Origin of the sequence: Providencia sp. PROV200, assembly GCF_049901995.1 — a bacterium.
GTDB classification, from domain to species: Bacteria; Pseudomonadota; Gammaproteobacteria; order Enterobacterales; family Enterobacteriaceae; genus Providencia; species Providencia rettgeri_E.
In genome coordinates, this window is sequence record NZ_CP096307.1 from 2,715,784 (window position 1) to 2,741,838 (window position 26,055).

Below are 26,055 nucleotides of genomic sequence, written 5' to 3' on the forward strand. Positions count from 1 at the left end.
AAATATGACGAGCTTAGGGGGAACTATGTCTCAAACCCTAACCTTATCGACCCCAACCAAAAAGGATAGTATCTTTTTTTGGCTGCTGATTGCTTGGCTAGGTTTCGCACTACTACCTTCTTGGAGCCTAGATTATGGCGTACTTGATTCAACACAAGACGAAATCATAGCGGCCTATGGTTGGAGTAGCCTAAACATTAGCTGGCTTTGGTATTTATTACCTTCCATTTTATTTATTCGCCCGTTAACACCAGCGGATCGTTATCACAAAACACGCCATTACTTTGATATTAGCGTAGCTGTTATCACCGCCGCACTGGTGATCTTAACCTCCTACTTTGAAGGAAAAGGGTTAGGTTACTCCGCTATTGTGCTATTTATCGCCTTGGGAATGGTGATGACATTGGCGTTAACTCGCCTTGAATGGCTCGGTGGAGACCAGTTTGTTATTGGCTCACTGATCACCGTCGTTGCGTTGATAACCCTGTTTATTGTGTTCCCAAGTGTCGCTATTTTCATTCCGATGTTTACGGATGGAAATGGCGACTTTGCGCCATTCGCCTTTGTGGCAATTTTGACACAATCTCATATTGTCCAAGTTATTATTAACTCAGTATTTTTATCGTTAGCAGTAGGGGCTGGCTGTACTTTCTTTGGTTTAATTTTAGCCATTTATACCACGCGTATTGCTAAACGCTCTGCGATTATTGGCCGTGTTTTTTCGATTTTGCCTATCGTCACTCCACCATTTGTCGTTGGTCTCGGAGTCACCTTAATGATGGGGCGCTCAGGGTATATTACTGAATTCCTTGCGGCCTATATGGGCCTTGAAAATACCAACTGGCTGTATGGCTTTACAGGCATTTGGTTAGCGCAAGTTCTCGCTTTCACACCAATGTCATTCATGATTTTAGATGGTGCGATTAAAACCATTCACCCATCTTTAGAAGAAGCGTCTTATACTTTACGAGCCAACCGCTACCAGACATTCTTTAATGTATTTATGCCATTACTGAAACCTGCTTTGGCAAACGCATTTTTAATCGTTATCGTGCAATCATTGGCTGACTTTAGTAATCCGCTGGTTTTAGGCGGTAACTTCGACGTACTCGCAACGCAAATTTACTTCTATATCACCGGTTCACAGCTGGACTATCAAGCCGCTAGTACCTTGGGGGCGTCACTATTAGTGTTCTCATTATTAGTATTCTGCGTTCAGTATATGTGGATAGGCAAACGCTCCTACGTCACCGTGTCAGGGAAATCTTACCGTGGTGATGTCCAGCCGTTACCAACGTCATTAATTGCCACTGTAACAACGTTTTTAGCCATTTGGGTTGCATTTAACGTCTTGTTATACGGCAGTATTTTCTACGGCAGTTTCACTGTTAACTGGGGCGTTGACTACACCTTAACCTTTGATAACTTTATTAAATTATTTGGTCAAGGCATGAGCGATGGGGCATGGCCGTCATTGTTGGATACCCTTCTGTACGCGGGTATTGCCGCACCTATTACTGCGATCCTTGGTTTACTGATTGCCTATATCGTGGTTCGCCAAGACTTCCGTGGTAAAAAGACCATCGAATTCACGACAATGCTGTGCTTTGCGGTTCCGGGTACCGTGGCAGGTGTGTCATACATTTTAGCCTTTAACGACTCACCGTTCTATTTAACGGGAACAGCCGCTATCGTTATTATTTCGATGACTATGCGAAATGTTCCTGTCGGGATCCGTGCGGGTATCGCAGGTTTAGGCCAAATTGATAAATCATTGGATGAAGCGTCACTCAGCTTACGAGCGGGTTCAATGCGTACCATCTTCTTTATCCTATTGCCATTGCTGCGCCCAGCTATTCTCTCGGCCCTGATTTATAGCTTTGTCCGTGCAATCACCACGGTCAGTGCGATTGTGTTCTTGGTTACACCAGATACTCGCGTCGCAACGGCCTATATCTTAAACCGTGTCGAAGACGGTGAATATGGCGTTGCCATTGCCTATGGCTCAATCCTGATTGTCGTAATGTTGGCAATTATTTTCTTATTTGACTATTTGATTGGCGAAGCCCGTGTTTCACGTTCCAAAGCCAAAAATGCAGAGTAATCACGGAGTAACTGACATGACACAACATCATTTTGTTGAACTAAAAAATGTGACTAAACGCTTTGGCAACAATACCGTCATCGATGATTTAAGTCTTTCCATTCCGCAAGGTAGCATGGTGACCCTACTCGGCCCATCAGGTTGCGGTAAAACCACCGTATTACGCTTAGTGGCTGGTTTAGAAAAACCCACGGAAGGCCGTATGTTTATTGACGGTGAAGATGTAACTGACCGTTCCATTCAACAACGCGATATCTGTATGGTTTTCCAATCCTATGCCCTGTTCCCCCATATGTCCTTGGGGGACAACGTGGGTTATGGCTTAAAAATGTTAGGATTACCCAAAGCCGAAATCAAAAAGCGAGTTGACGAGGCATTAGAATTAGTGGATTTAGCCGGTTTTGCTGACCGCTTTGTCGACCAAATTTCTGGGGGACAGCAACAACGTGTCGCTTTGGCTCGTGCATTGATCCTTAAACCCAAAGTCCTGTTATTTGATGAGCCATTGAGTAACTTAGATGCAAATTTACGTCGTAGCATGCGTGAAAAAATCCGTGAATTGCAGCAACAGTTTAATATCACCTCTTTGTATGTTACCCATGACCAAAGCGAGGCCTTTGCGGTTTCGGATATGGTGTTGGTCATGAATAAAGGGAAAATCATGCAGCTAGGCTCACCGCAAGAGCTCTACCGCCAGCCAGCTTCAAAATTTATGGCGAGCTTTATGGGCGATGCGAATATTTTCCCTGCAACGCTCAGTACGGATTCTGTGGATATTTTCAATTATCGCTTACCACGCCCAGAACAGTTTGTGACTGATAAAACCGCAGTGACTGTGGGGGTTCGTCCTGAAGCCATCACGCTGAGTTTACAAGGTGAAGACAGCCAACGCTGTACAGTGACTCATGTTGCTTATATGGGGCCTCAATATGAGGTTACTGTTGATTGGCATGATCAATCAATGTTGCTGCAAATCAATGCCACTCAATTACAACCTTCTGTTGGGGAAAACCTTTATTTGCAGATCCACCCATACGGCATGTTTATTCTTGAGTAAGATCCCACTCTTTGAATAATACTAAATGTCATTAGATAACAAGGAAAACTTAGCATTGTGAATAGCACATTCCCCCATAAGGGTGGAGGGGGAATGTGCTTCATAAGAAAATAATCACTAGAAGTATATTATCGGTGACTTCAATATCAATTTTTATTTTTTTCTGAAAGTACAATTAACATACTTAACAAAATAAATAACATACCGATTATCATCGAAATTGTCATTGACTCATCTAAAAGATAGGATGAAATCATCACACTAATGATTGGTGAAATAAGAATTGAGTATGATGAAAGCTTTGCGTCACCATACCCTATCATATAATACCAAAGAACATAAACAATCACGCCATTAGCTATCCCTATATAGATAATTGGTATATATACACTCATAAAAAATTCAGAATGTATATTACTCAATATGTTTAAATCAACATTTAAAAATGGAATTAATAAAACAAGAAAAATAAATGAGACTATATTTTGATAAAATACTTTTGAAGTTAGATTTGTTTTTATGGTGATTTTTTCAGATAAAATAGTTCCTAGTGCCCACATAAATGCACTTAATAAAATTATCATTTCACCAATACTTATACCAACTGGTGATATAAAGATAAAAATACCACTAATGCATAACAAAGATACAAATACTGACTTAGCTTCAATATATTTATTCATTACACCCAATATAACTGTTGCCATTACTGGCATTGTATAAACAAGTACAGATGCCTTTACCGCTTCTGTATACTTTAACGCCAAACTATTTAATATAGGAACTAAAAAAACATTTAAAAAACCAAGTGGGATACTTTTTACAAAATCCCGAAAATTAAACCGACATCGACTAAAAAAGAAAAAAGCAAAACACAAAAAAATAACTGAAATAATTAGTGAGTAAATTCTAAAAGCCCAGACACCTACTTGGTCAATCGCTAATTTTGATATAGGAAATGCACTCCCCCATATGAATGATATTAAAATAGCACAAAGAAGTATTTTAATTTTCTTCATTATACCTCACAACTAATGCTATTCTCTTATTTGTTTTATTAGATGTCACTGTGGAAACGAAATGTGGGATTTTCCTTTTTTTGTATCAAAAATTAAAACATTAAGTCATGCAATATTATTTCATTCTTCATATTTCTACCTCTAATAAATTTAATTTAATCACATAAGTTATCTAAATTGATAGCGCTATCATTAGAAAATATTAAATTAAGGTAGTCAACACCAGTCGATTAATAAAAAATAACACCACATAGATAATAAACATATTGGTAATGCATATTATTTGAATGTATATTTCTAAATGCAATAAAAAAACAGCGCCTAAGTTTTCTTAAACGCTGCTTTTAATAGCAAGATTAATTATAAAAACGCTTTATAGGGCAATTCAGGTTCATTTTTGAAAATATCACTAAAGCCGCGGAAATGTTGATAATGCATACGGCCTTTATCCGTTGGATAAGTGTATTTTCCACCTACTTGCCAGAAGAACGGCGCAAATTTATATTGCAGACGCTCTTTTTTCATATTCCACAAGACTTCAATTTCACGTGGGTCGTTTTGGAAGTTCGCCCAAATATCATGGTGGAATGGAATAACACGTTCGCAATCCAATGACTCTGCTGCACGTAAAATATCGGATGACGTCATTTTATCGGTCACACCACGTGGGTTCTCACCATAAGAAAGCAATGCCACATCAATATTGTAACGGTTACCATGAGCTGCATAATAGTTTGAATAATGCGAGTCACCAGAGTGATACAGAGAACCACCAGTGGTTTCAATCAGGTAATTCACTGCACGTGAATCCATACCATCTAAAATTTGCTTATCATAAGAAGAAACGCCCTGTGGCAATGTCACTAACGCAGTACGGTCGAATGAATCTAATACACGGATTTTCATATCACCGATATCAATCACATCCCCCACTTTGGCGACCACACAGCGCTCTGCGGGTACGCCCCACTTAGTCCATAAATCCACGCAAGCTTGTGGACCTATAAATTTAACGTGATCACCGCAGTTTTGCATAACCGCAGCAGCAACGTTGACATCAATATGGTCAGCATGGTCATGGGACGCTAAAATCGCATCAACCTCTTTAATGGCAAACGGATCTAAAGGAAAAATCGCAGTACGTAAGTTAGGTTGTAGCGCTTCAACACCACCCATACGCATCATTTGGTGTTGCTTATTCATGAGTGGATTCTTTTGCGTTTTTTTCCCTGTTCCACACCAAAAATCGATACAAACATTGGTGTTTCCCTCACTTTTTAACCAAATTCCTGTGCACCCTAGCCACCACATTGAAAAGGTATTAGGTTCAACAATCGTTTTTTCAATTTCTTCATTTAGCCACGTTCCCCACTCAGGAAACGTACTTAAAATCCAAGATTCACGTGTGATTTCATTTACTTTGCTCATAGTAATAATACCTTTTTCCAGAATTTTAGACGTAGGGAGCCTGATGCCTTAATCGAGAAATTAAGGCATAGCGGCAGAATTTGTGTAAATTTAAAAAGTCAGCTATTCGACGAAATTACACCAGTATCACTCGCGTGCCCTGTGCGGCAATCGCTTTGATAACTTCAGCGTTGGCATTCTTCCCAGTGATAAGAACATCTATCTTATTCGCTGGGCAAAATAGCATTCCGGTTCGATGACCCACTTTGGAACTGTCTACAACAACGACTAATTTATCAATTTGGTCAAGCATTTGCTGTTCTGCTACCGCGGTTAACATGTCAGCTTTGTATAAACCGGCCTCCGTTAATCCTTTACCTGAAGTAAACATCCAGTTACCGGCATAGCCCATTAACGTGTTCAAAGCAGGATTCAAAAAAATGTTTTGTGCTTTGTTATACTGCCCACCGATTAAAATGACGTCATCATGGTCTTGGTCAATCAAATAACTCGCTAATGGAAAATAATTCGTCACAATTTGCACGTTTTTCCCGCACAATTGTTGCCCTAACATAAACGCGGTTGAACCACAGTTAATAACAGCACTTTCCCCCGGAAGACAAAGTTCCGCGGCTTTAATCGCGATTTCTGATTTTTCTTCATAGTGCTCTGTACTGTTAATATTTAATGGTGTCCACTTACGTTTTTTGTTTTCAATACGTTCAGCACCATTACGGACTTTTCGCAATTTACCTTGCTCATCTAACTTTGAAATATCACGACGAGCAGTTGCAGGCGACACACTAAATTTTTCAGTAATATGAGAAACATTGATCACTCGATGTGTTTCCAATAACGACAATATTTCATTGTGTCTTTGCACTTCATTCATAATCATCGCCTTATTTGTTAATAATCACCACCATGATGATAAATGATTCAAAATGATTATCGGTGATTAGTTTTGATTCTATTTATCTCATCTAATGTTGTCAACCTTTACACATGCAAAAACACAACATTTGACACAAATAAAACAAACCCATTGATACATATAGATAATTTAAATTTTACGTGATCAGGTCGCCATTTATTTATTTTTTTACTGGTAAAAAAACAGACAAATGCAAACAATCATAAAAGAGCAATTCGTGATTATGTATGATCACATTTGATTTTTGCGAGACTGTTTAAACGCTTTAAATGATTATATCGCAATAACACCAGATACGATCAATATGAATCATCTCTGACCCAGATAAATTACAAATACAATTTGATTAGAGGTAAAAATATGGATTTTTTATACGACGCTTTCTATATTTTTTACAGCCAAGTAATGACAAAAGCGCCTCTATTATTAGGCTTAGTCACATTTATTGGTTATTGGCTATTAAAGCGCGATGGCACGACCATTCTCAAGGGTACAATCAAAACAATTGTTGGTTTTATGCTAGTCGGCGTGGGGGCTAGTACCTTAGTTTCCAGCTTTAAACCCGTCATTGAAAAAATGTCTGAATACCACGGGCTGACAGGCTCAGTTATTGACCCATATACGTCAATGATGGCGACAATGGAAGCGATGGGTGATAACTACTCTTGGGTGGGCTATACCGTTTTATTAGCCCTCGCCCTTAACATTCTTTTAGTCCTTTTTCGCCGCGTGACGGGTATTCGTACCATAATGTTGACGGGGCATATTATGTTTCAACAAGCAGGCTTGATCGCGGTTTTCTATTTTGTTCTCGGTTCAAGCATGTGGGAAACTATTCTATATTCCTCAGTTTTAATGGCACTGTATTGGGGGATTTCCTCCAATATTATGTTCAAGCCAACACAAGAAGTCACGGGAGGAGCAGGTTTTTCTATCGGCCACCAGCAACAATTTGCCTCTTGGATAGCCACGAAAGTCGCACCTAAACTCGGCGATAAAAAAGATAGCGTTGATAACTTAAAACTGCCGAAATGGTTACATATCTTCCATGACAGCATTTCCGCCACCGCCATTGTAATGACCTTATTCTTTGGTGTGATCTTAATTTCCTTTGGTATCCCCAACCTACAAACCATGGCAGGGACTACCCACTGGACCATTTATATTATTGAAACCGGTCTAAAATTTGCTGTCGCTATCCAAATCATTGTCACTGGCGTGCGAATGTTTGTTGCCGAGCTTTCTGAGGCCTTTAAAGGAATTTCCGAGCGAGTCATTCCTAACGCAGTGCTCGCCATCGATTGTGCAGCAATCTATGCATTCTCCCCTAATGCCATGGTATTTGGCTTTATGTGGGGGGCGATTGGGCAATTTGTTGCCGTTCTGGGTATGTTGGCATTTAACTCGCCAATTATGATTATCCCCGGTTTTATCCCAATGTTTTTCTCCAATGCCACTATCGGTATCTTTGCAAACCACTTTGGCGGTTGGAAAGCGGTCATGAAAGTGTGTTTTGTGATGGGGGTCATCGAAGTATTGGGTTCTGCTTGGGCAATTAGCTTAATTAACAGCCAAGGCACTGACTTCAGTGGTTGGATGGGTATGGCCGACTGGGCACTCGCCTTCCCTGTCATTATGCAAGGGTTGTCGTTCTCTAAAATGTTCTTCTTTGTGGTTGTCGCCTTAGCCGTTGTCTATATGTATTTTGCAGCGAAGAAATTACGGGCCGAAGAAGATGCCCAGAGCACAAGCGAACCGGTCGTTAATACTAGCGAAGAAACCGAAACAGCCCCTATTGAACATCATAGTACTAAACCCGTACGTATTTTAGCTGTCTGCGGTAATGGGCAAGGCTCGTCCATGATGATGAAAATGAAAATTGGCCAGTATCTTGAGAAAAAAGGGATCCCACACATCATGGATTCTTGCGCAGTATCTGACTATAAATCGAAATTAACAGCGACTGATATTATTGTCTCTTCTAAGCATTTAAGCTCAGAAATGGATCCAGGTGAGGGTAAGTTTATTCTTGGCGTACAAAATATGCTCAACCCCAACTCCTTCGGTGATGAACTACTCGATATCATACATACCAATTTTATCGGAAATAAATAGCCTAAGTCATAGGGATCGATATCGCTCACGACGGTATCGACTTCCTTAACATTAAAAATAGGAACGCAATGATGGGATTTAAACAATCACTAATCGACAATCATTCAATACAGCTGCAAGCATCCGCTGATAACTGGCGTGATGCTATCAAAATAGGTACAGACCTGCTCATCGCTTCGGGTGCCATCAAACCCAGCTATCATGCGGCAATCATCAGCAGCGTCGAAAAGCTCGGCCCTTATATTTGCATCGCGCCTAACTTGGCCCTTCCCCACGCTAGGCCTGAAGATGGTGTACTAAAAACCGCCTTTGCTTTAGTCACACTAGAAAAACCGATTATTTTTGAGGGCGAAGATGAACCCGTTGATGTACTGATCACCTTAGCGGGTAGTTCATCAGATGAACATATGGAAGGCTTGATGGAAGTGACTCGCGTCCTCGATGATGAGGACAGTGAAACCGGTGTCGACCTTGATAAATTACGTCGCTGCCGCACCATTGATGATGTTTATCAGGTTATTGATCAAGCATTATGCTAATTTAATGATAATAAAAAGAATCATTAATTAGCGATAGAGGTAATCAACCATGTATAAAGTATTAGCGCTTGACTTAGATGGCACCGTTTTAACCCAAGAACACACTATCCATCCCGCAGTCAAACAAGCGATCCATGAAGCAGCAAAGCAATGCCATATCATGATAGTCACAGGGCGCCACCACACCGCGGCCCGCCCCTATTATGATGAGCTTGGTTTAACCACGCCAATTATTTGTTGCAATGGTACTTATATCTATGATTACCAAAATGAAAAAGTTATCACGCACAATGCCCTTACCAAAGAGAATGCGCTTACTTTTATTGAACTGGCGCAACAGGACAAACTAAAAATGGTGATGTACATCACCGATGCCATGGTGTATTCAAAAATCGATCCTATCGATTACATGAGCGCGATGGAGCAATGGGCTAACAACCCAGCCATGGCACATCCGCCAAAAATTTATCGCATTGATTCATTTGAAGAACAAGTCCAGCACGCTGACTATATTTGGAAGTTTGTCGTCGAAGGTGAACCCGCTACATTAGAGCGCTTCTTAAACTTGCCTTGGATAAAACACACTTTTAATGCAGAAAAATCATGGTCAAACCGTTTCGACTTTGCTGCAAAAGGCAATAACAAAGGAACGCGTTTAGCTGAATATCTCAACACACTGGGTTATGACTCAAACCAAGTTATTGCTGTTGGTGATAATCACAACGATATCTCCATGATTGAGCTAGCAGGCTTAGGCGTTGCAATGAAAAATGCAGATGACACCGTGAAATCCCATGCGGATTTTGTTTGTGCGACAGATAACAATGGTGATGGCCTTGCGCGTCTCATACATGAAAATATTTTAGGACAATCACAATGACAAAGCCTTTGATCCAAATTGCTTTAGACCAAACCAACTTACCCGCAGCCCTCGAAGTGGCTGAAAATGTACACACTTTTGTCGATATCATTGAAGTGGGTACTATCTTAGCCTTTGCAGAAGGCATGAATGCGGTCGCGACTTTACGTCAAAAATACCCCAACCACATTCTGGTTTGTGATATGAAAACCACCGACGGTGGAGCCATTTTGTCGAAAATGGCATTTGAGGCAGGTGCAGATTGGATCACTGTTTCAGCCGCAGCACATATTGCCACGATTGCTGCCTGTAAAAAGGTTGCCGATGAATTTAATCGTGAAATCCAAATTGAAATCTATGGTAATTGGACGTTTGAAGATGCCAAAAATTGGGTCGAACTTGGGATTTCACAAGCGATTTATCACCGTTCTCGCGATGCCGAACTTGCTGGTATTGGCTGGGCAAATGAAGATATCGAAAAAATGCGTAAACTGTCTGATTTAGGGTTAGCGCTCTCAATTACTGGCGGAATAGTCCCTGAAGACCTTCATCTATTTAGCGGTATCAAAGCGAAAGCCTTTATTGCAGGCCGTGCATTAGTCGGTGAGAAAGGCAAAAAAACGGCAGAAGCACTAAGAGAGCAGATTGACCGTTTTTGGAATTAATAAGCTTTAATTAAGTCACTATACTCACCCTAACCTAATAACATCAATAGGTTAGGGTTTCGTCTTGTCTTCGTTCTATCAGGTTAAAACGAGTCGATCATGCACTTAATATTCTTTTATACTTATCTTTTTGATAAAAAATTATTGACAAGTTGAGTCGGTTGCCAATGACTCTTTATTTTTTCAACATCATCAATTCCACCACTCATATATTCATCTTGCAACCGCATTTCTGCTAAAGTATTCACTAAATACTCAAGTTTTTGCGCTGTTGTGTACTTTCGGGCTCCTGGTAATACATTATGATGAATAATGACTGGCTCTTGACTATTTTTGTGTTGGATAAGTGTGAGCTTATAACCGGACTCAGAGCTATAAATATAGTGAACTGTTTCAGTTTGGTTATCAGGTTCTATTATTTCCGGTATTCTATTAAAGCTAATTAAGTGTATCCTATCTTTATCATTGTAGTGACGAATAACACTCGACCCGCTGAACTCCCCATTAACAATAAATATATTTTCCCCTTCTTGGTCACTCAACAGCCCACTATGGCCATTAGCGATAAGTACATCATTTCCAGCACCACCGTATAAATCAATATTGCCTTCCTCTGCATACAAGACATTATGGCCAGCTTTACTGTGCGTCATAGATAAACTTCCTGTGCCCATATTGGCTTTAAATACTCGTCCATGTTGGCTTTCATCTATAATTTTTTGTTGATGACCTGTGAATTGCATAACTAACTGAGAAGGTTTTGAATCCTTTTTAATATGGACCTCCGGTAAAGATAAATCCATTATTGCGTGCTTCGAGTTTTCGAAAAAGCCTTTAAAAGCAAACATCGGCTGCCATGGTAATAATGGCGATTCTCTTTGCCAATATTGCTTATGCTCCGCCAGATACCTGACCATGTGGCTCATACTTTCTTTGACATCATTTGGAATATTATCAGGGAGCCTATGATAATGGTGAATATGATTTTTATTTATTTCATCTGAAGATATTTTTTTTATTTTCACCTCGCGTAGTTTTGAAACTGACGTAAAAACTTGATACCGTACACCACTTTCTTCTATTTCTTTATATGTCTCATTAAAATGCATTAAATGAATATTATTAATCCCATTGTTATCATTAATAACTGTTATCCCACGGCCTTTAGAACCATCCACAATATAGTGGTCATTACCATCATTGCCATTTAAGGTATCATTGCCTAAGTCTGATAATAATAAATCCCCTTGTATACTACCCTCGACAAAATCATTCCCAGCACCACCATATAAAACATTCATTCCTTCATGAGCAGTGATTTTATCGTTACCATTTCCACCATTAGCAATCACACCCAAATAACTATAGTTATAGATTATATCATCGCCATCTAATGCATCAATAATCGCATTTTGATAAGTCTCTCCTCTTCTATGGTAAAGTTCATCAGATTGTTGAGTCAATAAATCGGGTCTTTTTTCAGTAACTATTTCATGCCCTTCTTTCTTTAGATTTATCTTAAATAGATTATCATTCGCATCCTTTACATATATATGTTGGAATTCTGTATTTTCATAGCCTATAAATTTGATATTCAATTTTTTATCATTAAACATATTGGAAAAATATATTGACTGACCACCTGTACGTAACTGTTTTCCATATTCATCAAATAATTTTATAAAAATACTATTATCGCGCCCATCTCTTCCTTTCATATTACTAAGGTCGATGGTCAATTCCGATTGTTCAAGCCCCCCCGGTTTTAATTGATAAATATCATCCCCTTTTGTTGCTATAATATAGCTATTTCTATTTACCATAGTTAAGTTATCATCACGATGACTACCTGTGTACGTTAAGTTTTTAATATTCCCATTAGGATTAAAATAACCCCATATTGGAGATGAATACCCCTGATTATTAATAATCATATTTTTCATTTCTTGATTGATTATGACTTTATCATTCTCAGTTCGCCTTTTAAGGTGATCTTTATCTTGAAAATAGCTAATCTCATAAATCTTATCAAAATTCGTCTTATTTCCATGATTCATTGGCGTAGGTATTAAGCTGAAACCATCATGTGTATATAGTTGATAATGATGTTTTAATACTTTTCCATCTGGTGAGTTCTGATAAACATTTTTTAATGTTAAATTCAACTCTAAAACATCTGTGGTTTTATAAGGCGATTTTGTTTTAATTGTTAATACAAGGTCATTATCCACTACCCTTACATTAACGATCTCCTTTAGCGTATAACCTAAGTGAACGTCACTCTGGCTTTTTGTTGTTTCAACAATTCTTGCATTTAATTTAGTTATTTTTTTGTTTTTAATATTCGTCCATTGATAACGGCGCAGATAATAACTATCATCGCCATCTCCACCTCGCGCAACCCCCGACCGAAAAATAAGATGATCGTTTCCATCATATCCATTCATCGAGGCTTTCATCTCACCTGCATCTAATACATTATTTTCTTTATTCCCTTTTATAAATAAATTTGATTTTATACTCCCTGAAAAAACAACATTTTTAGTCTTCGCCAATTTAATTTCATGCCCTTTCACTTTACTTAAATGAAGATCATTTTTCATTAAATTAATATATATTGATTTTTTATCAATGTAATTTGAAGCATCAATTTCATTTTCGAAAGACATTCCCATCTTTAATTTATTTATAGCATCCATATTAACTCGCTTAAAATTGCCATGAATATAAATCACTAAGCCATTCACTGTCTTAGCACTATTTAACACTCAATAATTTAACATTTAATTTATTTTTTAATTAAAAAGTTAATCTGATATATCAAAAAATTCATTCACAAAATAAATTAAAAATTAATTAATATTTAAATAATAAAAAAGCACCCTATCATTTTGGCTTTATACCTCATGATAGGGTGCTTGTATTCAAATTAGCGTAAAGACTAATTTGCTTAGAGACTAATTGCTTAAATGCGAATTAGCCTAATTGCTTACGTGCATTACGGAAAATGCGCATCCACGGGCTGTCTTCTCCCCAATTTTCAGGGTGCCATGAATTGCTCACAGTACGGAAAACACGCTCAGGGTGCGGCATCATGATCGTTGCTCGGCCATCTGTTGAGGTCACCGACGTAATACCATTAACTGAGCCATTCGGATTCGCTGGGTATTGCTCGGTCACTTGGCCATAGTTATTTACGAAGCGCATTGCCACCAGCCCATTATCTTCTAGTTGCTGTAAATGCGCGGCTGCACGTGCTTCCACTTGACCTTCACCATGAGAAACCGCTATTGGCATACGAGAGCCCGCCATGTCTTGCAGTAACAGCGATGGGCTTTTTGCTATTTCAACTAAGCTAAAACGCGCTTCAAAACGTTCAGAACGGTTACGCACAAAACGCGGCCAGAACTCAGCACCTGGGATAAGCGAATGCAAGTTCGACATCATCTGGCAGCCATTACATACTCCCAATGATAAAGTGTCTGCACGGTTAAAGAACGCAGCAAATTCATCACGGACTTTATTATTGAACAGAATAGATTTTGCCCAACCCTCGCCTGCACCTAATACGTCCCCATAAGAGAAACCGCCACAAGCCACTAATGTTTGGAATTGCTCCAAAGACAAGTTACCCGCAAGTAAATCACTCATATGCACATCAACCGCATCGAAACCAGCACGGTCGAAAGCGGCAGCCATTTCCACATGGGAGTTCACGCCTTGTTCACGTAAAACAGCCACTTTAGGACGCACGCCTGACAAAATAAACGGCGCTGCAATGTCTTCTTCAATGTCATAAGTCAGTTTCACATTCAAGCCAGGGTCTTGATTATCCTGCTTCATCGCATGTTCTTCGTCTGCACACACTTCGTTATCGCGCAAGCGCTGCATTTGCCAAGTGGTTTCAGCCCACCATTGACGTAATAAGCTACGAGACTCACGATACACAACCGTGTCACGGCTATTGATGATCACGACATCATCCTGTATTGCAGCACCTAAATAATGAACACAGCCTGCAAGCCCTGCTTGCTCAAAGCATTCTGCCACATACGCTCTATCCGCTTCATGAATTTGAATGACCGCACCTAACTCTTCGTTAAATAATGCCGCTAAGGTATCTTCATCGAATGAACTGATATCGACATTTATACCGCAGTGACCCGCAAAAGCCATTTCCACTAACGTGACGAATAAGCCACCATCTGAGCGGTCATGGTAGGCTAATAATTTTTGCTCTGATAATAACTTCTGAATGGTATTAAAGAAGCCAAGCAATACTTCTGGATTGCGTACATCCGGGGCTTTATTACCTAATTGACGATATACCTGTGCTAGCGCAGAACCGCCTAATGCGTTATTACCTTGCCCAAGGTCAATCAATAACAAGGCGTTATCATTAATTGTTTTTAATTCAGGTGTCACGGTTAAGCGAACATCTTCAACACGCCCAAATGCGCTGATCACCAAGGAAAGTGGCGATGTCATTTCACGCTCTTCACCATCCTGCTGCCAACGCGTTTTCATTGACATAGAGTCTTTACCAACAGGGATGGTTAACCCTAACGCAGGGCAAAGCTCTTCCCCTACCGCTTTAACCGCTTCATATAAACCGGCATCTTCCCCTGGGTGCCCGGCTGCTGCCATCCAGTTTGCAGAAAGTTTTACACGTTTAAGATCTTGCACATAAGAGCATGCTAAGTTAGTTAAGGCTTCACCTACCGCCATACGCGCCGACGCGGCGAAATCCACTAAAGCCACTGGCGTTCTTTCACCAATTGACATGGACTCCCCGTAGTAGCTATCTAAACTCGCAGCCGTGACCGCACAATCAGCGACAGGGATCTGCCATGGGCCAACCATCTGATCACGGGCAACCATACCTGTAACGGTGCGATCCCCAATGGTAATTAAGAATGTTTTTTCAGCTACAGCGGGTAAATGCAGAACACGTTTTACCGCTTCATTTAAATTAATCGCCGTTCTGTCTAATGAATCTGGCTCTGCCTTTAATGTTTTCACATCACGCAACATTTTGGGTGTTTTGCCTAATAAAACATCCAGTGGCATATCAATCGGCTGGTTTGCAAAATGTTCATCATTCAGCGTTAAATGACGCTCTTCAGTGGCCTCCCCAATGACGGCGAACGGTGCCCGTTCACGTTCACAAATCGCAGTAAATACAGGAAGTTGCTCAGGTGAAACCGCCATGACATAACGTTCTTGTGACTCATTACACCAAACTTCTAGCGGGCTCATACCTGGCTCATCATTCAGGATCTTACGTAATTCAAAACGCCCACCACGGCCACCATCATTCACCAGCTCAGGCATGGCATTCGATAAACCACCCGCACCTACGTCATGGATAAATAAGATAGGGTTATCGTCGCCAAGCTGCCAGCAACGGTCGATCACTTCTTGGCAACGGCGTTCCATTTCAGCGTTATCACGCTGTACTGAAGCAAAATCGAGGTCCGCATCGGATTGGCCTGATGCCATGGATGAAGCGGCTCCACCACCTAACCCAATATTCATTGAAGGGCCACCCAGTACAATGAGCTTAGCACCGACCGTAATTTCACCTTTTTGTACGTGGTCTGCACGGATATTCCCTATGCCGCCTGCCAACATAATGGGTTTATGATAACCACGTAACTCTTCACCATTGTGGCTATTGACCTTTTCTTCATAAGTACGGAAATAGCCTAATAACGCAGGACGGCCAAACTCATTGTTAAATGCCGCCCCCCCTAATGGCCCTTCCATCATAATATCCAAAGCGGTCACAATGCGCTCTGGCTTACCAAAATCTTCTTCCCAAGGCTGTTCAAAACCAGGAATACGTAGGTTAGAAACCGAAAAACCGACTAAGCCCGCTTTTGGCTTCGCGCCGCGACCTGTTGCGCCTTCATCACGGATTTCACCACCAGAGCCTGTTGCTGCTCCTGGCCAAGGCGAAATCGCTGTTGGGTGGTTATGGGTTTCCACTTTCATTAAGATATGAGCATCTTCTTGGTGGTAGCGGTAAGTGCGCCCTTCGGGCTCAGGGAAGAAACGACCAACAGGCGAGCCTTCCATCACGGCTGCGTTATCTTTATATGCCGATAAAACGTGGTCAGGTGTTTTTTCAAACGTATTTTTAATCATTTTAAACAGCGACTTAGGCTGTTCTTCACCATCAATCACCCAATCCGCATTAAAGATTTTGTGGCGACAATGTTCTGAATTTGCTTGAGCAAACATGTATAGTTCAACATCCGTTGGGTTACGCTCTAACCCAATAAAGGCATCTAGCAGGTAATCAATTTCGTCATCAGCTAACGCTAGACCCATTTCCCTGTTTGCTGTATCCAATGCAAGACGGCCCCCCGTAATCACATCAATGGATTTCATTGGTGCCGGCTGCTGCTGCACAAATAATGCACTCGCTTGTTCAAAAGAAGAGAAAATGCTTTCCATCATGCGATCGTGCAAAGCCGCGATCACTTCATGCCACTGTTCTTGGGTCAGTTCACCACCTTGAACATAGTAAGCAACCCCACGCTCGATACGCTTTACTTGGCTAAGGCCACAGTTATGGGCAATATCCGTTGCTTTTGAAGACCATGGAGAGATAGTACCCGGACGAGGGGTGACTAAAATAAGCTTACCGAATGGGTCGTGCTCTGCCAGAGAAGGACCATACTTTAACAAACTGCTTAGTTTGCCTTGCTCGCTATCACTCAACGGCGCTGATAATTCAGCAAAGTGCATATATTCAGCATAGATATCCGTGACAGGAAGCTGTTTTTCTGCAAACAGCGCCAAAAGGCGGGTAATACGAAATGCTGATAGAGCAGGTGAACCACGCAAAATTTCCATCGTCTTAATTTCTCTCTTTTAAACGCCAGCCCTGAACATGAAAGCAGGGAAACCGGAACACATTATAGAGCAATGTTCATCAATACGAAACCGTTTGCGTGATTAAAAAGGAAGCGATTAGTTAAATATTATTCTGTGCTAAATACGATAATATAGGTTGCACCGTTCCTAAATGTTGAGCAAAATAGCCGACTACTGGAATTATAACCATATTTAGCCATACTCTTTATTGATGTATAGCACCAGTCAATGCACGAGAAACTATTATTTGAATAACTTAAAAGTTAACTATTTAATTGTCGTGGTTATCGCGCTACTGGCTACTATGGTCATCGGTTTTAACGTCCGTTGGCCCAATACGCAAAATTCACAAATTAATAAAATTATTTCTCAAGGTGAATTACGTATTAGTGCCGTTAGCTCACCACTTATCTATATTGATGAGCAAAAACAGCTGCGTGGGTTTGACTACGAGCTGGCTCAAGGCTTTGCCTCATACCTAGGTGTTAAGCTTAAAATAACCATCCGCCCAACATTCGAGCAAATATTCGATGACCTTGAAAATGGTGATGCTGATATCGCAGTCGCGGGCTTGTTATATAACAAAGATCGTTTAGCCAAAACGAAAACCGGTCCTAGTTACCTCAATGTCACTCAACAACTTGTTTATCGCAAAGGAACCAATCGCCCTAAAAATTTCAATGAAATTAACGGCAAATTATTGGTTACTGCTGGCACCGCTCATGCAAGCACACTAAAGGCGCTGGCCAAAGAATACCCAAACCTAAAGTGGGAGGAAACCTCAAAATACAATACCAATCAAATCCTTGAAATGGTTGCTGATGGCGAGGTTGACTACACATTAGAAGACTCTATCGCAGTTGCATTACAGCAACGTATTCACCCTCAAATTGCTGTTGCTTTTGATTTATTGGATGAACACGCTATCACTTGGTACATGCGTCGTAGCAAAGAAAACAGTTTAGACGCTGCATTACTTGATTTCTTTAATCTCAGCCATGAGACCGAATTACTCGCACGTCTTAATGAAAAATATTTTAGTCATGTAGAGTCTTTCGATTATTTCGACACAATGGCATTTATAAAAGCAATTGATAACAAACTTCCCGAATATCAACCGCTGTTTGAAAAGTACGCTCAGGTAATTGACTGGAAATTGTTAGCGGCTATCGCATGGCAAGAGTCCCATTGGGACCCTTTAGCAACTTCGCCTACGGGGGTACGTGGGTTGATGATGTTAACCAAGCCAACGGCAACAACAATGGGTATTGCTGACAGGTTAGACCCTGAAGAAAGTATTAAGGGTGGAGCCGCGTATATTGCTTATATTATGGAACGTTTACCTGAAACCATCGAAGAGGATGACCGTATCTGGTTCGCCCTTTCTGCCTATAATATGGGATATGGGCATATGCAGGATGTACGTAAATTAACTGAAATGTTAGGTGGAGACCCTAACCGGTGGCTAGACGTAAAAGCCCGTTTACCTTTATTAACACAGAAAAAATATTACTCACAGCTCACTTATGGTTATGCACGTGGCCACGAGGCTTATCGTTACGTTGAGAATATTCGTCGTTATCATCAAAGCTTAGTTGGTTACCTACAAAGCCAAGAAAGAAAACAGCATGCGCTTGATATTGCACAAAAATCACTTATTTATTTAATCTCCCCAGAGGATCATACAGAAGGTGGAGCTCTAACGATTCAAAACCAGTCCCCTATTCCTGAAAAAGTGAGTACTACACACTTAGGGAAAATGAGTTCTGTAACGCAACCACCTAAAACACTCGAAGAAAAAAGACTACCATTAGGAAAGTATCTGCTTTCACTACATCCAGCGCAAAATACCGATGAAACCGATGATAAAACGCCCATCACACCACTAAAAGCACCTGAGAAGCCGTTATAAATCATGCTAAAATAAAATGGGAGCGCTAAAATTTACCCTATTAGCGCTTTTGTTCTTTTTTTTGGGCTCTACGCAGCTTAAAAAAAGCACTCAGCATTGAAGAACACTCTTTTTCTAGAACACCACCAGTAACATCCACATAATGATTTAACCCTGCTTGTCCCATGATATCTAGGTAAGAACCACAAGCTCCCGTTTTAAAGTCCTTAGCACCATAAACTACACGGCTAATACGGCTGTGGATCATTGCACCTGCACACATAATACAAGGCTCTAAGGTGACATATAAGGTGGTATCTAATAACCGATAATTTGACAGCTCATGCCCTGCTTGTTGTAAAGCCATAATCTCAGCATGTGCTGTCGGGTTATGATCAACAATAGAGCGGTTCCAACCCGAAGCAATCAAATAGTTATCTTTCACTAAGACCGCACCGACAGGAATTTCTCCAAGATCTTGTGCTTTTAGCGCAAGTTCAATGGCTTGTTGCATCCAATACTCATCAATTTCTATTTGTGTCACTCTTACCTCTAACCAATGCGTTTACACGTGATTATCCTTAAATGTTAGAATGACCGCAATTAAAATGCTTTTGCTTTTATAATAACAGCCTAATTTTAATTGCTGAAAATCGCTAACTTAGCTGCAAACCCCATAAAAAACGCACCTACCGTACAATTTCCAAGCTTTGCAAGGAGTTGTTTTTCACGTAAAAAACGGGCTATCAAGTAACCACTAAAAATCAATAAGCTTAAGTATAAAAAACTAACTAATTCTAGAATAGTTGCCAGTACAAGATAAGGCACCCATGCATGAGAGTAATTAAAATCAACAAATTGTATAAAGAAAGAAATATAAAATAAAATTGCTTTTGGGTTTGTTAAGCTAAGTACAAGGGCACGAGTAAAATGTTTTTCTGTTTTGATTGAGATAGTCTCAATGCCGTCTTTACTCGATTTTTTATGCATAAATGTGCTATATAAAATTTTACCACCTAAATATAGCAGGTAAGCTGCACCTAAATAGCGTACTATCATAAATAGCGTTGGAGATGCTTTTATCACTGACGCGACACCGATAAATGATAGGAAAATTAATATCGCATCCCCAGTAAATACCCCTAGAGCAGCTCGATAGCCAAACCGTGTACCGCTCGATGTACTTGTTTTTAATACATATAATGAATTAGGTCCAGGTACAATAATGATTAATACAAGCCCTGCCAAATAAGTCCAGAAGTTAAGAACCCCAAGATTTTCGAACATACTTTTAACCCTTTATCTTTTTTATTATTTTTATCATAACTTTCAATCTTTGTGAATATTTATTCTATTAATTAGATGTATGAAATGAACTAATAATAAAGATTATTTTAAATCTAACTTATTTATTTATGATAACTAGGCAATCACATTATTATTCATTATTAACATTAGAAGGAATAAATATATGGCTATCATTAGACGTTTAGTACAAGATGGTTCATTTGAAGAGTTTTATCCAACAACAATGACCTTCAGCGCTGCAAAGCGTAATTATTTTTTAGGTCACTCAAAAGATAAAACTTACGTTGTATATTCCATGGCTGAAAATGGTAAAATCGACCCAAATGCTCCTGCACAAAAAGGAAAATTAAGATCCTACCTTGGTAATATTCAAGCATTTTATGATACGGTAGAGAATAAACAATACTTATATGGATATAATTTAAGCGAAAAAATCGTTGAGTTATATGAAATCGATGATAAAGCAGGTATAAAACTACTCTATGTTGATGAATTTACTGTTGGAAGTACGATTCAATCAGCAACTCTGTTTATTGCTAATGGCCTCATTCATATATTTAGCCAAGCTGAAAAAGATAAAAGCTGGAGAACTCATAGCTATAGTATCATATAATATCAGCGTTATATTTTATGAACATTTAAATTAGTGCCCAAGGGGCATTTTGCCCCTTATTTAAAATAACTAATTTAAAATTATATTTTTATAATGAGATTAATAACAATCATAACCACAGGAGGAGTCTTAGCATAAAAAACACCATTAATAATTAAATTAACCATCTTTATTTCACATATCTAAATTTAAATTTTCAGTATAAGTGTATTTACATTCTCGTCTAAATTTATATTATTATATTTTAACTTGCTGATTGTTATAAATCAGAAAGTAACTACCCGGATATCACTAAAACAATAAAAAACACCAATATTTTAAAATAAAAAAATTGATAACCAAAAAACAAAAATTTATCGTTTAAATGATATAAAACATCTACATTATGATTTTTGTTACTTTTTTCAAACTTTGAAGGTAAAATACACGGCATAAAAATATAAAAAACAAACGAAAGTAACGAATAGGTGCAAGGTATAAGTTACTAGTTTTTAACTTAATACAATGTAAGTAACTGATATGTCTTTATTAATTACAAAACGCTGTATCAATTGCGATATGTGCGAACCTGAGTGCCCAAATGATGCAATTTTTATGGGCGACGAAATTTATGAAATTGACTCAACCCTATGTACTGAATGTGTAGGCCATTACGACAAACCTACTTGCCAGTCTGTATGCCCAATTACTAATACGATCATCACTGACCCCCAACATATCGAGACTGAAGAACAGCTTTGGGATAAGTTTGTCGCCATTCACCATGCGGATAAAATTTAGGCTTAACTTCACTTATTTTTAATTATCCACCTAGTTCCCCCTAAATGCTGCCAGTGACTTTTACTGGCAGCTCGATATAACATCAATTTAAGAATTACTTTCTATGATAACTGTCGCAGATGCATAATGCCGTTCATCGGTAATAGAAACATGGCAATGCGTGACTCTTAACCGATTCGCTAGCTCTAATGCCTCACCAGTTAAACTTAATAATGGTTTCCCCAATTTGTCATTGGTGACTTCAAATTGGTTAAAGGCTAAACCATTACGGATCCCAGTACCTAATGCTTTAGCTGCCGCTTCTTTCACAGCAAACCGTTTTGCTAAAAAACGAGCTGGCTTTGATTGCTGTTGATATTGGGCTAATTCAGTCTCAGTTAGAATTCTTTTCGCCAGACTATCACCGGTTCGTTCAAGCACCGACTCAATTCGAGCAATCTCAACAATATCCGTTCCTAATCCAACAATGGCCATTATTTACGTGCTTCTAATAAGATTTTTTTCATATCAGCAACGGCTTGGGCCAAACCACTAAACAAAGCTCGCCCAATAATTGCATGGCCAATATTAAGCTCATAAATTTCAGGCAACTGCGCAATACGTTGAACATTATGGTATGTTAAGCCGTGGCCTGCATTGACTTTAATGCCTTTACTTGCTGCGTACACGACGCCATCACGAATACGACGAAATTCTAACTCTTGCTCTTGTTCTGACTTAGCATCAGCATAAGCTCCAGTGTGGATTTCAATAAATGGTGCGCCACACGCTTGAGCGGCATCAATTTGCTGATGATCCGCATCAATAAATAATGAAACGAGAATACCCGCGTCAGTTAGACGTTTTACAGCATCAGCCACTTTCTGCTTTTGACCCGCAACATCTAAACCGCCTTCAGTGGTGACTTCTTCACGCTTTTCTGGCACTAAACAGCAAAAAGTCGGTTTGATACGGCATGCAATTTCAACCATTTCCTCAGTTACTGCCATTTCAAGATTCATACGCGTTTGAATAGTTTCATTCAACAAAGTGATGTCTCTATCTGTAATATGGCGACGATCCTCACGTAAGTGCACTGTAATACCGTCAGCGCCTGCTTGCTCCGCAACAAATGCAGCTTGTACAGGGTCTGGATATTGCGTTCCTCTTGCATTTCTAACCGTTGCAATATGGTCGATATTTACGCCTAACAAAAGCTCTGCCATTTTTTATTCCCCATTAATAAATGCTAATAAACTTATTTACCCACTATCCTACTGTAATTTTCTCTGTTGAGGGAATAAATCTCTCACCATTCGAAGCAAATTCCAATCCACAAGCTCTGTTTCAGTACTTGAACTTTATTTTTGCGAAGCGCTTCGTAAGATTTTATATCGGCAAAAAATTAGCGTTGTCTGATTACGCTAATTCAGCTAAAAAGACACATGAGAAAAGGATTTATGGCAATGATAATGGCGTGACAAATTAGATAAAAATAAAATTAAAAACAGTGTTAACTCTGTTTGTTATGTTCAACGGGTGAATAAGTAAACTGACGAAATAATTCTCGGCTTTTTAAAGGTTTACCACCTAAATAAGGTTTTAATGCCAGCCGGGTAAAACGTTTTGCTGCTTTAAGCGTATCTGCGTCAGGAAATTCTTGACTCGCCAATGCTTTCAATTGTTTACCCGTAAAACTAAGTTGGTCAACAACCAAACTGCCAATGAACCCCTTTTCTTCTCTATACCGGTAAGTCATTGTGTCAGAAACAGGTTCCCCGCTACCAGCACAATGTAAAAAATCAACACCATAACCAAGGTAAGAAAGCAAAGCTAATTCAAATCGACGCAATGCAAACTCGGGAGTGCGCTCACTTGCAGCCAGAATTTGTAAGCAGGAGAGGTAATCAAAAAATAGTGCAGAATATGGTGTACCAAATTCTAATACACGCGCGGTTAATTCATTAAGGTATAAACCGCTATATAGCACGGTACCTGTTAAAGGGAGGGCTAAAGATACGGGATCCGCATTAATTAAGGTTTTGATTTCACCTTTGCCACCCCAACGGATGAGCAAAGGTGTAAAGGGCTGTAAACTCCCCCTTAATGGTGAGCGATTACGGCGAGCGCCTTTTGCAAGTAAACGTATTTTTCCTTCACCTTCAGTAAAAAAATCGAGCAATAAACTCGTTTCACTGTAAGGCCTTGAATGGAGTACAAACGCACGCTGCCAACCACTCACTTTGCCACCTACTATTTTAGGTCGTCAACATAACCTAGGCTGCGTAATGCTCTTTCGTCATCAGCCCAACCAGATTTAACCTTAACCCAAAGCTCAAGGTGAACCTTGTTATCAAACATTCTTTCCATATCAATACGAGCTTCGGTACCAATAGTTTTCAGTTTGCTACCTTTGTTACCAATAACCATTTTCTTTTGGCCTTCACGCTCAACAAGAATTAAGCCATTGATATGGTAAATACCCGTATCAGTTACTTTAAATTGTTCAATTTCAACTGTAATTGAATATGGCAGTTCGTCACCTAAGAAACGCATGAGCTTTTCTCGGATAATTTCTGATGCCATAAAACGCTGCGAACGGTCAGTAATGTAATCTTCTGGAAAATGGTGCACTGCTTCAGGGATATGCTGTTTTACAATCTTAGCGATGGTATCAACACCTACACCTTTTTCTGCACTGATAGGAACAACATCCAAGAAATTCATTTTCTGGCTGATCATACCAATATGAGGAAGTAAAACCGTTTTATCAGTGACGTTGTCAATTTTATTAATCGCTAAGATCACAGGGCAACGTAAGCTAGATAGCTTGGTCAGTACCATCTCATCATCAGCAGTCCAATTCGTCCCTTCAACAACAAAAATAACTAATTCAACATCGCCAATTGAACTGGATGCAGCGCGGTTCATTAAACGGTTGATTGCACGTTTTTCTTCAATATGAAGTCCTGGGGTATCAACATAAATAATTTGATAGTTATCTTCTGTATGGATCCCCATAATACGATGGCGAGTCGTCTGTGGCTTTCTCGAAGTAATCGAAACTTTTTGCCCCAGTAATTGATTCAATAATGTCGATTTACCGACATTTGGCCGTCCAACTATGGCAACAAAACCACAGTGGGATTGTAATTCACTCATTCAAGCTCCAAAATTTTCAATGCTTGCTCTGCTGCTGCTTGCTCTGCTTTACGACGGCTTGAGCCAACACCATTAATCGGTTGGTCAATACCACTAACTTGGCAGTGGATCGTAAACTCTTGATCGTGAGCTTCACCTTTAACCTGAACAACCAAATAATTAGGTAGTGGTAAATGGCGCCCTTGCAGATATTCTTGTAACCTTGTTTTCGGGTCTTTTTGTTTATCACCCGGACTGATCTCAACCAGTCTACTTTGATACCAATCTAAAATAATTCTTTCGATCGTTTGGATATCACTATCTAAAAAAATACCACCGATCAGTGCTTCAACAGTATCAGCAAGGATAGATTCGCGACGAAAACCACCGCTTTTTAATTCCCCCGGCCCTAAACGTAAACATTCACCGAGTTCAAATTCGCGTGCGATTTCTGCTAATGTATTTCCGCGTACAAGCGTTGCTCGCATACGACTCATATCCCCCTCGTCTACCTTTGGAAAACGGTGGTATAAGTCATTTGCGATCACAAAACTCAAAATCGAGTCACCTAAAAATTCTAGACGCTCATTATGTTTGCTGCTTGCACTTCTATGTGTCAATGCTTGGATTAATAATTCGTTCTGTTTGAATTGATAACCAAGCTTACGCTGTAATCTTTCTAATAAATAGGGGTTCATGTGCGCCCAACCATTTTTATTTGATAAAAAAGCACACGCAACAGACCTGTAAAATACCCCA

The 26,055-nt window shown here is 39.7% G+C and carries 21 protein-coding genes; 9 read left to right on the top strand and 12 right to left on the bottom strand.

Annotated features, from left to right (window positions below; translation table 11 throughout):
- Positions 1-25: 25 nt before the first annotated feature.
- Positions 26-2,104: an ABC transporter permease gene (locus M1E86_RS12410; protein WP_125892219.1), complete on the top strand. Its 2,079-nt coding sequence runs from the start codon at positions 26-28 to the stop codon at positions 2,102-2,104.
- A gap of 16 nt (positions 2,105-2,120) precedes the next feature.
- Complete coding sequence (gene fbpC, locus M1E86_RS12415; RefSeq protein WP_125892221.1) at positions 2,121-3,161, top strand: ferric ABC transporter ATP-binding protein; 1,041 nt, start codon at positions 2,121-2,123, stop codon at positions 3,159-3,161.
- A gap of 146 nt (positions 3,162-3,307) precedes the next feature.
- Here the strand turns inward: fbpC and M1E86_RS12420 are convergent, their stop codons facing one another.
- The 3 genes from M1E86_RS12420 to ulaR all read right to left on the bottom strand — a co-directional run bounded on the left by M1E86_RS12420 (position 3,308) and on the right by ulaR (position 6,479).
- Positions 3,308-4,180, bottom strand: a complete 873-nt coding sequence (locus M1E86_RS12420; RefSeq protein ID WP_213913165.1) for a DMT family transporter — start codon at positions 4,178-4,180, stop codon at positions 3,308-3,310.
- 360 nt (positions 4,181-4,540) lie between these two features.
- The gene (ulaG, locus tag M1E86_RS12425; protein ID WP_213913164.1) at positions 4,541-5,608 is read right to left on the bottom strand and encodes an L-ascorbate 6-phosphate lactonase; all 1,068 of its coding nucleotides are present in this window, start codon (positions 5,606-5,608) and stop codon (positions 4,541-4,543) included.
- A 115-nt stretch (positions 5,609-5,723) separates the two neighbouring features.
- Positions 5,724-6,479 (bottom strand): HTH-type transcriptional regulator UlaR, encoded by a 756-nt coding sequence (ulaR, locus tag M1E86_RS12430; protein WP_125892228.1) that lies wholly within the window; start codon positions 6,477-6,479, stop codon positions 5,724-5,726.
- A gap of 402 nt (positions 6,480-6,881) precedes the next feature.
- Between ulaR and M1E86_RS12435 the strand changes: the two genes are divergently transcribed.
- The 4 genes from M1E86_RS12435 (at position 6,882) to M1E86_RS12450 (ending at position 10,699) form a co-directional block, all read left to right on the top strand.
- A complete protein-coding gene (locus tag M1E86_RS12435; protein WP_213913163.1) occupies positions 6,882-8,636 on the top strand; it encodes a PTS ascorbate-specific subunit IIBC in 1,755 nt (584 codons plus the stop codon).
- A 71-nt stretch (positions 8,637-8,707) separates the two neighbouring features.
- Positions 8,708-9,175 (top strand): PTS sugar transporter subunit IIA, encoded by a 468-nt coding sequence (locus M1E86_RS12440; protein WP_213913234.1) that lies wholly within the window; start codon positions 8,708-8,710, stop codon positions 9,173-9,175.
- 49 nt (positions 9,176-9,224) lie between these two features.
- Entirely contained in the window at positions 9,225-10,055 is an 831-nt protein-coding gene (locus M1E86_RS12445) for a Cof-type HAD-IIB family hydrolase (RefSeq protein WP_213913162.1), read from the top strand.
- Entirely contained in the window at positions 10,052-10,699 is a 648-nt protein-coding gene (locus tag M1E86_RS12450) for a 3-keto-L-gulonate-6-phosphate decarboxylase UlaD (protein WP_125892234.1), read from the top strand. The genes M1E86_RS12445 and M1E86_RS12450 overlap by 4 nt, the downstream gene beginning before the upstream one ends.
- A 122-nt stretch (positions 10,700-10,821) precedes the next feature.
- On the opposite strand, the gene M1E86_RS12455 is transcribed toward M1E86_RS12450, so the two are convergent.
- Together M1E86_RS12455 and purL are read right to left on the bottom strand one after the other, a co-directional pair.
- On the bottom strand, positions 10,822-13,398 hold the full coding sequence (locus M1E86_RS12455) for a calcium-binding protein (RefSeq protein ID WP_319863664.1): 2,577 nt from the start codon (positions 13,396-13,398) through the stop codon (positions 10,822-10,824).
- 277 nt (positions 13,399-13,675) lie between these two features.
- Complete coding sequence (purL, locus tag M1E86_RS12460) at positions 13,676-17,563, bottom strand: phosphoribosylformylglycinamidine synthase (RefSeq protein WP_213913160.1); 3,888 nt, start codon at positions 17,561-17,563, stop codon at positions 13,676-13,678.
- A 268-nt stretch (positions 17,564-17,831) separates the two neighbouring features.
- On the opposite strand from purL, the gene mltF reads away from it, so the two are divergent.
- Positions 17,832-19,496 (top strand): membrane-bound lytic murein transglycosylase MltF, encoded by a 1,665-nt coding sequence (mltF, locus tag M1E86_RS12465; protein ID WP_125892240.1) that lies wholly within the window; start codon positions 17,832-17,834, stop codon positions 19,494-19,496.
- 40 nt (positions 19,497-19,536) lie between these two features.
- On the opposite strand, the gene tadA is transcribed toward mltF, so the two are convergent.
- Positions 19,537-20,019, bottom strand: coding sequence for a tRNA adenosine(34) deaminase TadA (tadA, locus tag M1E86_RS12470; protein WP_213913158.1), 483 nt, complete (start codon positions 20,017-20,019; stop codon positions 19,537-19,539).
- Positions 20,020-20,114: 95 nt separating this feature from the next.
- Positions 20,115-20,762 carry a leucine efflux protein LeuE gene (gene leuE, locus M1E86_RS12475; protein WP_213913157.1) on the bottom strand — a complete coding sequence of 216 codons (648 nt, stop codon included), beginning with the start codon at positions 20,760-20,762 and terminating at the stop codon, positions 20,115-20,117.
- 184 nt (positions 20,763-20,946) lie between these two features.
- On the opposite strand from leuE, the gene M1E86_RS12480 reads away from it, so the two are divergent.
- Positions 20,947-21,396: an XRE family transcriptional regulator gene (locus M1E86_RS12480; protein WP_102137513.1), complete on the top strand. Its 450-nt coding sequence runs from the start codon at positions 20,947-20,949 to the stop codon at positions 21,394-21,396.
- Positions 21,397-21,915: 519 nt separating this feature from the next.
- Positions 21,916-22,176: a YfhL family 4Fe-4S dicluster ferredoxin gene (locus tag M1E86_RS12485; RefSeq protein WP_036959019.1), complete on the top strand. Its 261-nt coding sequence runs from the start codon at positions 21,916-21,918 to the stop codon at positions 22,174-22,176.
- Between the two features lie 87 nt (positions 22,177-22,263).
- On the opposite strand, the gene acpS is transcribed toward M1E86_RS12485, so the two are convergent.
- From acpS to rnc, 5 genes are all read right to left on the bottom strand, one after another.
- Positions 22,264-22,650: a holo-ACP synthase gene (gene acpS, locus M1E86_RS12490; protein ID WP_125892246.1), complete on the bottom strand. Its 387-nt coding sequence runs from the start codon at positions 22,648-22,650 to the stop codon at positions 22,264-22,266.
- Complete coding sequence (pdxJ, locus tag M1E86_RS12495) at positions 22,650-23,381, bottom strand: pyridoxine 5'-phosphate synthase (RefSeq protein WP_213913156.1); 732 nt, start codon at positions 23,379-23,381, stop codon at positions 22,650-22,652. The genes acpS and pdxJ overlap by 1 nt, the downstream gene beginning before the upstream one ends.
- 287 nt (positions 23,382-23,668) lie before the next feature.
- Positions 23,669-24,397, bottom strand: a complete 729-nt coding sequence (gene recO, locus M1E86_RS12500) for a DNA repair protein RecO (protein WP_125892250.1) — start codon at positions 24,395-24,397, stop codon at positions 23,669-23,671.
- 11 nt (positions 24,398-24,408) lie between these two features.
- Positions 24,409-25,317, bottom strand: a complete 909-nt coding sequence (era, locus tag M1E86_RS12505; RefSeq protein WP_125892252.1) for a GTPase Era — start codon at positions 25,315-25,317, stop codon at positions 24,409-24,411.
- Positions 25,314-25,994: a ribonuclease III gene (gene rnc, locus M1E86_RS12510; RefSeq protein WP_426099105.1), complete on the bottom strand. Its 681-nt coding sequence runs from the start codon at positions 25,992-25,994 to the stop codon at positions 25,314-25,316. The genes era and rnc overlap by 4 nt, the downstream gene beginning before the upstream one ends.
- Positions 25,995-26,055 lie beyond the last annotated feature (61 nt).

Bases quoted from the DNA above. Each gene is read 5' to 3' on its own strand.
- M1E86_RS12410 (WP_125892219.1), top strand. From the start codon at position 26: ATGTCTCAAACCCTAACCTTATCGACCCCAACCAAAAAGGATAGTATC.
- fbpC (WP_125892221.1), top strand. From the start codon at position 2,121: ATGACACAACATCATTTTGTTGAACTAAAAAATGTGACTAAACGCTTT.
- M1E86_RS12420 (WP_213913165.1), bottom strand. From the start codon at position 4,180: ATGAAGAAAATTAAAATACTTCTTTGTGCTATTTTAATATCATTCATA.
- ulaG (WP_213913164.1), bottom strand. From the start codon at position 5,608: ATGAGCAAAGTAAATGAAATCACACGTGAATCTTGGATTTTAAGTACG.
- ulaR (WP_125892228.1), bottom strand. From the start codon at position 6,479: ATGAATGAAGTGCAAAGACACAATGAAATATTGTCGTTATTGGAAACA.
- M1E86_RS12435 (WP_213913163.1), top strand. From the start codon at position 6,882: ATGGATTTTTTATACGACGCTTTCTATATTTTTTACAGCCAAGTAATG.
- M1E86_RS12440 (WP_213913234.1), top strand. From the start codon at position 8,708: ATGGGATTTAAACAATCACTAATCGACAATCATTCAATACAGCTGCAA.
- M1E86_RS12445 (WP_213913162.1), top strand. From the start codon at position 9,225: ATGTATAAAGTATTAGCGCTTGACTTAGATGGCACCGTTTTAACCCAA.
- M1E86_RS12450 (WP_125892234.1), top strand. From the start codon at position 10,052: ATGACAAAGCCTTTGATCCAAATTGCTTTAGACCAAACCAACTTACCC.
- M1E86_RS12455 (WP_319863664.1), bottom strand. From the start codon at position 13,398: ATGGATGCTATAAATAAATTAAAGATGGGAATGTCTTTCGAAAATGAA.
- purL (WP_213913160.1), bottom strand. From the start codon at position 17,563: ATGGAAATTTTGCGTGGTTCACCTGCTCTATCAGCATTTCGTATTACC.
- leuE (WP_213913157.1), bottom strand. From the start codon at position 20,762: ATGTTCGAAAATCTTGGGGTTCTTAACTTCTGGACTTATTTGGCAGGG.
- M1E86_RS12480 (WP_102137513.1), top strand. From the start codon at position 20,947: ATGGCTATCATTAGACGTTTAGTACAAGATGGTTCATTTGAAGAGTTT.
- M1E86_RS12485 (WP_036959019.1), top strand. From the start codon at position 21,916: ATGTCTTTATTAATTACAAAACGCTGTATCAATTGCGATATGTGCGAA.
- acpS (WP_125892246.1), bottom strand. From the start codon at position 22,650: ATGGCCATTGTTGGATTAGGAACGGATATTGTTGAGATTGCTCGAATT.
- pdxJ (WP_213913156.1), bottom strand. From the start codon at position 23,381: ATGGCAGAGCTTTTGTTAGGCGTAAATATCGACCATATTGCAACGGTT.
- era (WP_125892252.1), bottom strand. From the start codon at position 25,317: ATGAGTGAATTACAATCCCACTGTGGTTTTGTTGCCATAGTTGGACGG.
- rnc (WP_426099105.1), bottom strand. From the start codon at position 25,994: ATGAACCCCTATTTATTAGAAAGATTACAGCGTAAGCTTGGTTATCAA.